This window comes from Streptomyces sp. NBC_01591 (genome assembly GCF_035918155.1).
GTDB lineage: Bacteria > Actinomycetota > Actinomycetes > Streptomycetales > Streptomycetaceae > Streptomyces.
In genome coordinates this window covers 6,837,914-6,850,584 of sequence record NZ_CP109327.1, presented here as the reverse complement: position 1 = coordinate 6,850,584, position 12,671 = coordinate 6,837,914, and the positions used below count along the sequence as shown (strand labels likewise).

The following is a 12,671-nucleotide window of genomic DNA, read 5'->3' as shown; positions in this document are numbered from 1 at the left end:
CCGGTGCCCGCCGTCTGATCTTCCGGGTTGGGGTGGTCGGAACCCGCTCGCTACGCGAGCCCGGCCACCAGGTCTGCAACCGACTTCCTGCGCCCCGTGTAGAACGGGACCTCTTCGCGGACGTGCATCCGCGCCTCGGAGGCCCGCAGGTGACGCATCAGGTCGACGATGCGGTCGAGCTCGTCGGCCTCGAAGGCGAGAATCCACTCGTAGTCACCGAGCGAGAAGGAGGCGACGGTGTTGGCCCGGACGTCGGGGTAACCGCGGGCCATCTTGCCGTGGTCCGCGAGCATGCGACGACGGTCCTCGTCGGGCAGCAGGTACCAGTCGTAGGAGCGCACGAACGGGTACACGCTGATGTAGTTGCGCGGCGTCTCGTCGGCCAGGAACGCCGGGATGTGCGACTTGTTGAACTCGGCGGGGCGGTGCAGCGCCATGTTCGACCAGACCGGCTCCAGTGCCAGGCCCAGCCTGGTGCGCCGGAAGAGGTTGTACGCCTCCTGCAGCTCGTCCGCCGTCTCGGCGTGCCACCAGATCATGACGTCGGCGTCGGCACGCAGGCCGGAGAGGTCATAGGTTCCGCGGACGGTGATGTCCTTGGCCGCGAGCTGATCGAACAGCTCCTGGACCTCGTCGGCGTAACCCGCCCGGTCCGCGGGCAGGACGTCGCGCAGCTTGAAGACGGACCACAGCGTGTAGCGGATGACCTCGTTGAGGTCCTTGGCCTTCTTACCCGCGTTGGGGCCCTTGCTTGATTTCACAGTCTCAGGCGCACTCATACGGCTATTGTCCCGCCTCGCTCCGTGTGCCCGTAACCAGGGTCGACGTGGCGATGATCTCTTCCCCGGAACCGCCGGTGAGGTCGGCCGCGATTTCGTCGGCGGCGCGGTGGGCGCTCGCGATGCACGCCGGGATGCCGACGCCGTCGTAGACCGCTCCGCAGACCCTCAGCGCGGGCAGCTTGGCGATCTCGTCGCGGATCCGGGCGACCCGGGAGAGATGGCCCACGGGGTACTGGGGCAGTCCGCCGATCCACCGGGTGACCTCGGTGTCCACGGGCTTCGCGGCCAGTCCGGTCGCCTCGGCGAGGTCGCGCAGCGACACATCGACGAGCTCGCCGTCCTCGCGGTGGATGTGGTCCTCCTCGCCGTAGCGGCCGACGGAGGTACGCAGGACGAAGAGGTCCGGGGCGGAATCGGCGACCCAGCTCCACTTGTGGGAGGAGAAGGTGGACGCCTTGATGGTGCGGCCGTCGACCGGGGGGACGAGGAAGCCGGAGCGGCCGTCGAGCGCCGTCGTCGCTGCGACGTCGGAGCGGCGGAACGCCATGGTGACGAGCGCCATCGACGCGTACTCGACACCGGCCAGCTCCGCGGAGGCCGCGGGGGACTCGGCGGCGAGCAGCGTGGAGGCGGACCAGGCGGGGGCGGCGAGCACGATGCCGTCGGCGGTGATCACCCGGGTGTCCGTGCGGACGTCCCAGCCCTCGGCGGTACGGGTCAGGCCGAGGACGGGGGTGGCGGTCCGGATCTCCCCGCCCGCCGCGCGTACGGCGTCGGCGACCGCGTGGGGCAGGGTGCCGATGCCGCCGTCGATGCCCTGGAAGACCGGTCCGGTCTGCTGCCGGGCCGCGGCCCGCTCCTGGATGCGCCGGACGGCGTCGAGCAGCGAGCCGCCCTCCCGCGCCGCCTCGAAGAGCTGCGGTACGGCGGCACGCATCGAGATCCGGTAGGCGTCGCCCGCGTACACACCTCCGAGCAGCGGCTCCACGAGACGGTCGACAACCTCGCGGCCCAGGCGGTCGGCGACGTACGCGCCGACGGCGACGTCGTCGCCGACGGGGGTCGGGGTGAGGTCGCGCTCCTGCGCGATGCGGGCGAGGCCCTCCGGGGTGAGCAGTCCGGCGAGCGCCGACGGGTCGCCCGGTACGCCCATCACATGGCCCTTGGGCATGGGCCGCAGGGCGTCGCGGGTCCAGACCGACGCGGTGGCCGTGGCGGGCGGCTGGAGGCGGTCGCCGAGCCCGACGTCGCGTGCCAGGCCGACGGCCTCCGGGCGCCGGGCGAGCATCGACTCGGCTCCCAGGTCGACCCGGGTGCCGGCGATCTCGCCGGTCATGAGCTTGCCGCCGAGCCGCTCGGTCGCCTCCAGCAGGGTGACCCGCAGGCCGGCCCCGAGGAGTCGGCGGGCGGCGGCGAGACCGGCGATGCCGCCGCCGATGACGACGACGTGTCCGGTGCCCTGGTCCGCGCGGTTTATTGAACGCTGCATGCCCCCACTCTCTCAAACCCCTTCCGAGTCCTGAACGTGACTGCTTCGAAACCGTCATTCGGCAACCCGTTCCCGTGCCCGGCACGTCGAACCGGCACCATCAACGACCAGCCTTGGGGGGCATCATGCAGACAGACCGGCATCCTGGCCGTTCATCCGTCCGTCGTTCGCGCACGGTCCTGGCGGCCGGCCTCGTGGCCGGCCTTCTCGCGCTGAGCGGCTGCGGCGCCTCGGACAGTGCGAGCGACGCGAGTTCCGGCGACAGCAAGAGGGCGATCGGTGCGGAGGAGCGGGGCGCCGCCGACGCCGCGGCCGGGAAGACAGCAGAGGGGCCGCAGGGGACGGGCGGTTCGCCGTCGCAGCGGAAGAAGGCCGATGCCCTGCCCTCCGGCACCCATGTGATCCGTACCGCCGCGCTCTCGGTGGAGGTGAAGAACGTGCCGAAGGCGGCCGCGGTCGCCCGTTCGGTCGCGGAGGGTTCGGGCGGTCTGGTCGCCAACGAGGAGACCGAACGGGTCGACGACACACATGACATGTCACATCTCGTGCTGCGCGTTCCGCAGGGCGAGTACGACGCGGTGCTCAAGGCTCTCGCGGGCACCGGAAAGCTGCTGTCGCGCACCTCGTCGGCGAAGGACGTCACCGACCAGGTGGTCGACGTGGAGAGCCGGATCGCCACCCAGCGGGCGAGTGTGGCGCGCGTACGGAAGCTGATGGAGCGGGCCGACAGGCTCAGCGACGTGGTCACGCTGGAGGGCGAACTGAGCAGCCGTCAGGCATCGCTGGAGTCGCTGCTCGCCCAGCAGTCGTCGCTGAAGGACCGCACCGCGCTCGCCACGATCACCCTGGACCTCACCGAACCGGAGACGGCGGCGAAGGACGGCGACGACGACCCCGGTTTCCTGGACGCGCTCGGCGGCGGCTGGCAGGCATTCGTGACGATGCTGCTGTGGCTCGCGATGGCGGTGGGCGCCGCGGCCCCGTTCCTGGCCGCGCTCGCCGTACTCCTGCTGCTGTGGCGGCTGCTGCGCCACCGGCTGCCGGGACGCCGCAAGCCGCGGACGCCCGAGCCGGCCGGGTCCTCGCCCGCTCCCCCGGCGTCGTAGCGTGGTCCCTTCGGACTCGGTGTCGAAGGGACCAGGCATGACGGCGGAGCGACTGGTGATCATCGGTGGTGACGCGGCGGGCATGTCCGCCGCGTCCCAGGCCCGCAGACTCAAGGGCCCCGACGAGCTGAGCATCGTCGCCTTCGAGCGGGGCCACTTCACCTCGTACTCCGCCTGCGGCATCCCGTACTGGGTCGGCGGCGACGTCACGGGGCGGGACGAACTCATCGCGCGCACGCCCGAGGAGCACCGGGCCCGCGACATCGACCTCAGGATGCGTACCGAGGTCACGGAGATCGATGTCGCCGGGCAGCGGGTGCGGGCTCTGGACCTGGCCACCGGCGAGGCGTACTGGACGGGCTTCGACAAGCTGGTGATCGCGACGGGAGCCCGCCCGGTGCGTCCGGCGCTGCCGGGCATGGACGCGCCCGGGGTGCACGGGGTGCAGACCCTGGACGACGGTCAGGCGCTGCTGGAGTCGCTGGACCGGGCGCCGGGCAGCAGGCGGGCGGTCGTCGTCGGGGCGGGTTACATCGGCGTGGAGATGGCGGAGGCGATGCTGAAGCACGGCTTCGAGGTGACCGTGCTCAACCGCGGCGAGCAGCCGATGGCGACGCTCGACCCCGACATGGGGCGGCTGGTGCACGACGCGATGGACGGCCTGGGCATCACCACGGTCAACCGGGCCGAGGTCACCGCGATCCGCACCGGCTCGGACGGCCGGGTCCGCGCGGTCGCCACGGGCGACGCCTCCTACCCGGCGGACGTGGTGGTGCTCGGCATCGGCGTGGAACCGGAGACGACGCTGGCGCGCGCCGTCGGCCTCCCGGTGGGCCCGCACGGCGGCCTGCTGACCGATCTGTCGATGCGGGTCGTCGGGCACGACAACATCTGGGCGGGCGGCGACTGCGTCGAGGTCCTCGACCTGGTGGCGGGCCGTACCCGCCACATCGCGCTGGGCACCCACGCCAACAAGCACGGCCAGATCATCGGTTCCAACGTCGGCGGCGGCTACGGGACGTTCCCGGGGGTGGTCGGCACGGCGGTGAGCAAGGTGTGCGATCTGGAGATCGCCCGCACCGGTCTGCGCGAGAAGGACGCCCGCTCGGTGGGCCTGCGGTTCGTCACGGCGACGATCGAGTCGACGGGCCGCGCGGGCTACTACCCGGGGGCGCGGCCCATGACGGTGAAGATGCTCGCGGAGTACCGCACGGGCCGGCTGCTCGGTGTGCAGATCGTGGGCCGGGACGGGGCGGCCAAGCGCGTGGACATCGCGGCCGTGGCGCTCACGGCCGGGATGACGGTGGAGCAGATGACCGCCCTGGACCTGGGCTACGCCCCGCCGTTCTCACCGGTCTGGGACCCGGTCCTGGTGGCGGCCCGCAAGGCGGTGACCGCGGTACGGCGGGCGGGCACCGCCTGAGAGGCTGTCGGGCCCCGGCCGCTCAGCGCTCGGTGCTGGTGTGCACGTACTCGACGAGCCGGGTCAGCGCGTCCGGGTCCATCGACGGCATCACGCCGTGGCCCAGGTTGAAGACATGGCCTTCGAGACCGGCGGCCGCGTCCAGGACCTCCTGGGTCTTCTCCTCCACCGCCGCCGTCGGCGCGAACAGCACCGCGGGGTCGAGGTTGCCCTGGAGCGCCTTGCCGGGACCGACCCGGCGCGCGGCCTCGTCCAGCGGAACGCGCCAGTCGACGCCGACGACGTCCGCGCCCGCCTCGCCCATGAGGCCGAGGAGTTCGCCGGTGCCGACACCGAAGTGAATGCGCGGGACTCCGTACGGGGCGACGGCGTCGAAGACCTTCGCCGAGGCGGGCAGCACCGAGCGCCGGTAGTCGGCGGGCGCCAGCGCGCCCACCCAGGAGTCGAAGAGCTGGACGGCCGAGGCGCCCGCCTCGATCTGCACCTTGAGGAAGGCGCCGGTGATCTCGGCGAGCCGGTCCAGCAGATCCGCCCAGAGCTGCGGGTCGCCGTACATCAGGGCCTTGGTGTGCTCGTGGTTGCGGGACGGGCCGCCCTCCACGAGGTAGCTGGCGAGGGTGAAGGGCGCCCCGGCGAAACCGATCAGGGGGGTGGCGCCCAGCTCGGCGGTGAGCAGGCCGATGGCCTCGGTGACGTAGCCGACGTCCTCGGGCGTGAGGTCGCGCAGCCGGGCCAGATCGGCGCGGGTGCGAATCGGGTCGGCGATGACCGGGCCGACGCCGGGCTTGATGTCGAGGTCGATCCCGATGGCCTTGAGCGGTACGACGATGTCGCTGAAGTAGATCGCGGCGTCGACCTTGTGGCGGCGGACCGGCTGCATCGTGATCTCCGCGACCAGCTCCGGCATCATGCAGGAGTCGAGCATCGGGATGCCCTCGCGCACCTTCAGGTACTCCGGCAGCGAGCGACCCGCCTGGCGCATGAACCAGACCGGCGTGTGAGGCACGGGCTCGCGCCGGCACGCCTTCAGGAACGCCGACTCATGGGTGGCGGAGGTCTTCGTCTGCTGGCCCATGGGGCGATCGTTGGCACTCACACCAGGAATCTTCGCACGAAGCCGTAAGCGGCTGGGCCCGACAGGGTGTCCTCCCTGCGCGAAGCGCCGGTTCCGCCTACTCTTCCCCGCATGGCTCCGGCTCAGGGACAGTTCTCCGATCAAACCGATGGCGCTGACAGCAAGGACAGCGAGGAGGGTGGATCCGTCCCGCCCGCGTTCCGGTCGGCGGTGGACGCGTTGCACTCGGCGCGGCTCCGCCCCGAGCTGGAGGTGGAGTCGACGAGGCCGCCCAAGCGGCTCGCTCCGTACGCGTACGCCCTGGAGGCCGCAGTCGTCGACGGCGAGGACGATCTCGCCGACGGCCGCCTCGTACTGCTCCACGACCCGGCCGGGCACGACGCCTGGCAGGGCACCTTCCGCCTGGTGACGTTGGTGCGGGCCGAGCTGGAGCCGGAGATGGCCTCCGATCCGTTGCTGCCGGAGGTGTGCTGGTCCTGGCTGACCGGCGCGCTGGAGGCGCGTGGTCTGTCGTACGGGGAGGCGGGCGGCACGGTGACCCGGGCGGGGTCGCACTACTTCGGCGCGCTGGGCACGAGACGCCCGGCGACCCAGATCGAGATCCGGGCGTCGTGGACACCGCGGGAGGGCCGCGACGGGGTGCCGGACACGGCGGCGCACCTCATGGCGTGGGGCGACCTGCTGTGCCAGATCGCGGGTCTGCCGCCGTCGGGCCCCGCCGACGCGGCGGTGGTGACACTCCCGCAGCGGCGCGGCCCGCAGGTTTCCTGATCTTCTTCTCCGGTAACTCTCTGAAGACTCTTTGGACTCTCTGGATTCTCTGGCCTAAATCTTTCCCCCGCCGGTAACTGTGCGTCACATTCGTCGCCCAGTTACCGGCGTTCTTTTCGTACAATCGATCGCATGTCCGATTTGCCCAAATTTGTTACTCACCAAATCGTGATCTTCCCCTAAAGGAGCACGGGTCTGCTGCCGAAGAGGTCAATGACCCTTCAAGCACGGTTCGCCCCGGCTTCATCCCCGAGCCGGCCCGTCCCGCCACTCCCCAGGAGGCCTGGTGTCCGTTCTCCTAGAGCAGCCCGCAAGCCTGGTCGCCTACCGCCCGAACAAGCCGACGGCCATGGTCGTCGTGGCCGACCCGCGCGTCCGTTCCACCGTCACCCGCCATCTGTGGGCACTCGGAGTACGTGACGTCATCGAGGCGTCGTCCATCGCGGAGGCTCGTCCCCGCGTCGGCAACCCGCGCGACATCTGCGTAGCCGACGTCCACCTGCCCGACGGTTCCGGGCTGACCCTGTTGTCCGAGACCCGAGCAGCCGGCTGGCCGAACGGCCTCGCCCTGTCGGCCGCCGATGACATCGGCGCCGTACGCAACGCCCTCGCGGGCGGCGTGAAGGGCTATGTCGTCACCGGCACACGTACCAATATCGGCCACCCCACCCGTCCCGGCGTCGCCCCCATCGGCGCCAATGCCGCCCGTATGCACCGCCGGCCCCCCGGCACCCCGAGCCACCCTGGCGGCTACCGCGAACTGTCCGGCCGCGAGGTCGAGGTCCTCCGGCTGGTCGCCGAGGGCCAGTCCAACAAGGCCATCGGTGTCTCCATGGGTCTGTCCGCCCTGACCGTCAAGAGCCACCTCGCCCGAATCGCCCGCAAGCTCGGCACCGGAGACCGCGCAGGAATGGTCGCCGTCGCCCTGCGAACGGGAATCATCCACTGACGCCCGCCCCGCACCCGGCGGGTCCGCGCAAGCACGGACCGGCTGGTTTGCATTCATCGGCGCCCGTCGACGGAACGTTCCGTCGACGGGCGCCGTACATACACAGATACCCTTGACACGTGACCGACGCCCAAGAGACCGCAGCAGACACTTCACTGCGAACCACCGGGGGCGCTCCCCCGGACGACGTCGCCCCGGCGCCGATCCCCTTGCTCGAACCTCGCGAGGGCATTCCCCCGGTGGTGGCGTCCGACGACGCCCTCGCCCGAGTGATCGCCGACTTCGCCGCCGGCTCCGGCCCGGTGGCCGTCGATGCCGAGCGGGCCTCCGGCTACCGCTACGGCCAGCGCGCCTACCTCGTACAGCTGCGCCGTGACGGCGCGGGCAGCGCGCTGATCGACCCCGTCGGCTGCCCCGACCTGTCGGGCCTCGGCGAAGTCCTGAGCGGCAGCGAGTGGATCCTGCACGCCGCCACGCAGGACCTGCCCTGTCTGCGCGAAATAGGGATGACTCCCACCGGGCTCTTCGACACGGAGCTGGCCGGACGGCTGGCCGGCTTCCCGCGCGTCGGCCTCGGCGCCATGGTCGAGAGCGTGCTCGGCTACTCGCTGGAGAAGGGCCATTCCGCCGTCGACTGGTCCACCCGCCCGCTGCCCGACTCCTGGCTGCGCTACGCCGCGCTCGACGTCGAGCTGCTCATCGATCTGCGCAACGCCCTGGAGGACGAGCTCGACCGGCAGGGCAAGCTGGAATGGGCCCGCGAGGAATTCGACGCGATCGCCTCGGCACCGCCCGCTCCCCCGCGCAAGGACCCCTGGCGCCGCACGTCCGGCATGCACAAGGTCCGCCGTCGCCGCCAGATGGCGGTGGTACGGGAGCTGTGGACCGCGCGTGACCAGGTGGCGCGACGCCGGGACATCTCGCCCGGCAAGGTACTGGGCGACGCCGCGATCGTCGAGGCGGCACTCGCGCTCCCGCCGAACACGCAGGCGCTGACCGCGCTGCCCGGGTACGGCCACCGCATGGGACGGCGCCAGCTGGAGCAGTGGCAGGCGGCCATCGACCGTGCCAAGGCCCTGCCGGACACCGAGCTCCCCCAGCCCGGCCAGACCCTCGCCGGTCCGCCGCCGCCCCGCGCCTGGGCGGACAAGGACCCCGCGGCGGCGGTCCGGCTCTCGGCCGCCCGCGCCGCGGTCTCGGAGCTCGCCGAGCGGCTGAACATGCCGCAGGAGAATTTGATCACTCCGGACACGGTGCGCCGGGTCTGCTGGGAACCGCCCAAGAACGCGTCCCCGGACGCGGTCGAGACCGCGCTCGCCGGGTACGGGGCGCGCCGCTGGCAGATCGAGCAGGTGACCCCGCTGCTGGTGCGCGCGCTGGCGCCGGCGGCCTGAGGGACCCGGTCCAAGGCCTGAGGGACCCGGTCCAAAGGGCCTGCCGAGGGGCGTAATCACGCCAGGTTGTGCGGGCTGCGGCCACGTTGTGTTTTCCGATCGCCGGACGGGCTGATTCCAGCCCGTCCGGCGATCGGCGTTTCGGCCCCGACCGCATGTGACCTTCGCCGCTCCCGCCGCGAGGGGTGGGCAGTCTGGTTACCCGCAAGTAGCATGATGGTGGCGGCGCGCTTCCGGGCGTGCCGCGCAGCAGTGCCATCCCGCACCCTGGAGGAGAGCCACCGTGCCTCGTACCATCCGGGACGTCGTCTTCGTCGACGGCGTCCGCACCCCGTTCGGCAAAGCGGGCCCCAAGGGCATCTACCACGAGACCCGCGCCGACGATCTCGTCGTGAAGGCCATCCGGGAGCTGCTGCGCCGCAACCCGGACCTGGACCCCGCGCGGATCGACGAGGTCGCCATCGCCGCGACCACCCAGATCGGCGACCAGGGTCTGACGCTGGGCCGTACCGCCGGAATCCTGGCCGGGCTGCCGCAGTCCGTCCCCGGTTACTCCATCGACCGCATGTGTGCGGGCGCCCTGACCGCCGTCACCTCGACGGCCGGCTCCATCGCCTTCGGTGCGTACGACGTCGTCGTCGCCGGTGGTGTCGAGCACATGGGCCGCCACCCGATGGGCGAGGGCGTGGACCCGAACCCGCGCTTCGTGTCGGAGAAGCTGGTCGACGAGTCCGCCCTGTTCATGGGCATGACCGCGGAGAACCTGCACGACCGGTACCCGCAGATCACCAAGCTCCGTGCCGACGAGTACGCGGTCCGCTCGCAGGAGAAGGCCGCCAAGGCGTACGCCAACGGCAAGATCCAGCAGGACCTGGTGCCGATCTCGGTGCGCCGCACCAACGCCGAGGCCGGCGAGACCGGCTGGGGTCTGGTCACCGCCGACGAGCCGATGCGCCCGGGTACCACCCTGGAGTCGCTCGCCGGTCTGAAGACCCCGTTCCGTGCCCACGGCCGGGTCACCGCCGGTAACGCCGCCGGTCTCAACGACGGCGCCACCGCTTCCCTGCTCGCCGCCGAGGACGTTGCCCGCGAGCTGGGTCTCCCGGTCAAGATGCGCCTCATCTCGTACGCCTTCGCGGGCGTCGAGCCGGAGGTCATGGGCTACGGCCCGATCCCGTCGACCGAGAAGGCCCTGGCCAAGGCCGGGCTGACCATCGACGACATCGGTCTGTTCGAGATCAACGAGGCGTTCGCCGTCCAGGTGCTCGCGTTCCTCGACCACTACGGCATCGCCGACGACGACGCGCGCGTCAACCAGTACGGCGGCGCCATCGCCTACGGCCACCCGCTGGCCTCCTCCGGTGTGCGTCTGATGACGCAGCTGGCCCGCCAGTTCGAGGAGCAGCCCGAGGTCCGCTACGGCCTGACGACGATGTGCGTCGGCTTCGGCATGGGCGCCACGGTCATCTGGGAGAACCCGAACTTCAACGGAGGCAACAAGTGAGCTCCACCACTGAGCTTCTGAAGGGTGCGGCCGAGCTGTTCCCCGGCGAGGTCGTCACGCAGGCGCACGTACGCCACCTGGACCTTCCGGCCGGTGCGGGCCGCTTCGCCCTCATCACGCTGGACAACGGCCTGGACCACACCAAGCCGACCACCTTCGGACCGCAGTCGCTGGCGAACCTGAACGCCGCCATCGGCCAGGTCGAGAAGGAGGCCGCCGAGGGTGCGATCACCGGTATCGGCATCACCGGCAAGCCGTTCATCTTCGCGGTCGGCGCCGACCTCAAGGGCGTCGAGCTGCTGAAGAACCACGACGACGCACTGGCCATCGGCAAGGGCGGCCACGACGTGTTCCGGCGCCTCTCCGGCCTCGCGGTCCCGACGTTCGCGTACTACAACGGCGCGGCGATGGGCGGCGGTGTCGAGGTCGGTCTGCACTGCTCGTACCGCACCGTCTCCAAGGCGCTGCCCGCCTTCTCGCTGCCCGAGGTCTTCCTCGGTCTGGTTCCGGGCTGGGGCGGCTGCGCGCTGCTTCCCAACCTGATCGGTGCCGACCGCGCGGTCTCGGTCATCATCGAGAACTCGCTGAACCAGAACCGTCAGCTCAAGGGCAAGCAGGTCTTCGAGCTCGGGATCGCCGACGCGCTCTTCGAGGGCGCGGACTTCCTGGAGCAGTCGCTGATCTGGACCGCGAACGTGCTGAACGGCACGGTCACGGTGGAGCGCCCCGAGGTCGACCGCGGTGACGCCTGGGACCAGGCCGTCGCGCGTGGCAAGGCCATCGCCGACTCCAAGGTGCACGGTGCCGCCCCGGCCGCGTACCGCGCGCTGGAGATCATCGCCGCGGCGAAGGACGGCGACCTGGGCGCCGGCTTCGACGCCGAGGACCAGGCCCTCGCGGACCTGATCATGGGCGGCGAGCTGCGCTCCGGGATCTACTCCTTCAACCTGGTCCAGAAGCGCGCCAAGCGCCCGGCCGGTGCCCCGGACAAGAACCTGGCCCGTCCGGTCACCAAGGTCGGCGTCGTCGGTGCCGGTCTGATGGCCTCGCAGCTGGCGCTGCTGTTCCTGCGCCGTCTGGAGGTGCCGGTCGTGCTGACCGACATCGACCAGGAGCGCGTCGACAAGGGTGTGGGCTATGTCCACGCCGAGATCGAGAAGCTGCTCGGCAAGGGCCGGATCAACCAGGACAAGGCCAACCGCCTCAAGGCCCTGGTCTCCGGTGTGCTGGACAAGGCGGAGGGCTTCTCCGACGCCGACTTCATCATCGAGGCCGTCTTCGAGGAGATCGGCGTCAAGCAGCAGGTGTTCGCCGAGGTCGAGGCGGTCGCCCCGGCGCACGCGATCCTCGCCACCAACACCTCGTCCCTCTCGGTCACCGAGATGGCGTCGAAGCTGAAGCACCCCGAGCGGGTCGTCGGCTTCCACTTCTTCAACCCGGTCGCGATCCTGCCGCTGCTGGAGATCGTCCGCGGCGAGCAGACCGACGACGCCTCGCTGGCCACGGCTTTCGGCGTGGCGCGGAAGCTGAAGAAGACCGCGGTGCTGGTGAAGGACGCCCCGGCGTTCGTCGTCAACCGCATCCTCACCCGCTTCATGGGCGAGATCCAGAACGTCATCGACGAGGGCACCCCGGTCGAGGTCGCCGAGAAGGCCATCGAGCCGCTCGGCCTGCCGATGTCCCCGCTGGTGCTCCTGGAGCTGGTCGGCCCGGCCATCGGTCTGCACGTCTCCGAGACCCTGAACCGCGCCTTCCCGGACCGGTTCACCGTCTCCGCGAACCTGGCCGCGGTCGTCAAGGCCGGCAAGCGCGGCTTCTACGTCTACGACTCCGGCAAGCCGGAGCTGGACCCGGAGGTCGCCGCGCTCCTCGAGCAGGGCGATGTCGTCCTGTCCGAGGAGCAGGTCCGCGACCGGGTCCTGGACGCGGTGGCGCAGGAGATCGGTCTGATGCTGGACGAGGGCGTCGTCGCCGAGGCCCAGGACATCGACCTCTGCCTGATCACCGGCGCGGGCTGGCCCTTCCACCTGGGCGGCATCACGCCGTACCTGGACCGTGAGGGTGTCTCGGAGCGGGTGAACGGCAAGAAGTTCCTCGCCCAGGGCGTGGCGAGCGTTCCGGCGTAACACCCGGCAGGTATCGACGGCGGGCCGTACGGGGATCTCCCCGTACGGCCCG

Annotated in this window: 10 protein-coding genes; 7 read left to right on the top strand and 3 right to left on the bottom strand. The window is 71.1% G+C overall.

The genetic code is table 11. The features are described from left to right. Nucleotides 1-50 precede the first annotated feature (50 nt). Complete coding sequence (gene hemQ, locus OG978_RS31415) at nt 51-779, bottom strand: hydrogen peroxide-dependent heme synthase (RefSeq protein WP_326768426.1); 729 nt, start codon at nt 777-779, stop codon at nt 51-53. Between the two features lie 4 nt (nt 780-783). Beyond that, nucleotides 784-2,271 (bottom strand): protoporphyrinogen oxidase, encoded by a 1,488-nt coding sequence (hemG, locus tag OG978_RS31410; protein WP_326768425.1) that lies wholly within the window; start codon nt 2,269-2,271, stop codon nt 784-786. A 125-nt stretch (nt 2,272-2,396) separates the two neighbouring features. Between hemG and OG978_RS31405 the strand changes: the two genes are divergently transcribed. Together OG978_RS31405 and OG978_RS31400 are read left to right on the top strand one after the other, a co-directional pair. Beyond that, the gene (locus OG978_RS31405) at nt 2,397-3,377 is read left to right on the top strand and encodes a DUF4349 domain-containing protein (protein WP_326768424.1); all 981 of its coding nucleotides are present in this window, start codon (nt 2,397-2,399) and stop codon (nt 3,375-3,377) included. Nucleotides 3,378-3,414: 37 nt separating this feature from the next. Next, nucleotides 3,415-4,800, top strand: coding sequence for an FAD-dependent oxidoreductase (locus tag OG978_RS31400; RefSeq protein ID WP_326768423.1), 1,386 nt, complete (start codon nt 3,415-3,417; stop codon nt 4,798-4,800). Nucleotides 4,801-4,822: 22 nt separating this feature from the next. Here the strand turns inward: OG978_RS31400 and hemE are convergent, their stop codons facing one another. Then, the gene (gene hemE, locus OG978_RS31395) at nt 4,823-5,896 is read right to left on the bottom strand and encodes a uroporphyrinogen decarboxylase (RefSeq protein WP_442817772.1); all 1,074 of its coding nucleotides are present in this window, start codon (nt 5,894-5,896) and stop codon (nt 4,823-4,825) included. Between the two features lie 90 nt (nt 5,897-5,986). On the opposite strand from hemE, the gene OG978_RS31390 reads away from it, so the two are divergent. The 5 genes from OG978_RS31390 (at nt 5,987) to OG978_RS31370 (ending at nt 12,619) form a co-directional block, all read left to right on the top strand. After that, on the top strand, nt 5,987-6,646 hold the full coding sequence (locus tag OG978_RS31390; protein ID WP_326768422.1) for a DUF3000 domain-containing protein: 660 nt from the start codon (nt 5,987-5,989) through the stop codon (nt 6,644-6,646). A gap of 286 nt (nt 6,647-6,932) precedes the next feature. Next, nucleotides 6,933-7,595, top strand: coding sequence for a helix-turn-helix transcriptional regulator (locus OG978_RS31385; RefSeq protein ID WP_024488613.1), 663 nt, complete (start codon nt 6,933-6,935; stop codon nt 7,593-7,595). 119 nt (nt 7,596-7,714) lie between these two features. Then, nucleotides 7,715-8,989 carry a ribonuclease D gene (locus OG978_RS31380; protein WP_326768421.1) on the top strand — a complete coding sequence of 425 codons (1,275 nt, stop codon included), beginning with the start codon at nt 7,715-7,717 and terminating at the stop codon, nt 8,987-8,989. A 283-nt stretch (nt 8,990-9,272) separates the two neighbouring features. Continuing rightward, nucleotides 9,273-10,493, top strand: a complete 1,221-nt coding sequence (locus OG978_RS31375) for a thiolase family protein (RefSeq protein WP_326768420.1) — start codon at nt 9,273-9,275, stop codon at nt 10,491-10,493. Then, the gene (locus OG978_RS31370) at nt 10,490-12,619 is read left to right on the top strand and encodes a 3-hydroxyacyl-CoA dehydrogenase NAD-binding domain-containing protein (protein ID WP_326768419.1); all 2,130 of its coding nucleotides are present in this window, start codon (nt 10,490-10,492) and stop codon (nt 12,617-12,619) included. The genes OG978_RS31375 and OG978_RS31370 overlap by 4 nt, the downstream gene beginning before the upstream one ends. Nucleotides 12,620-12,671: the final 52 nt, after the last annotated feature.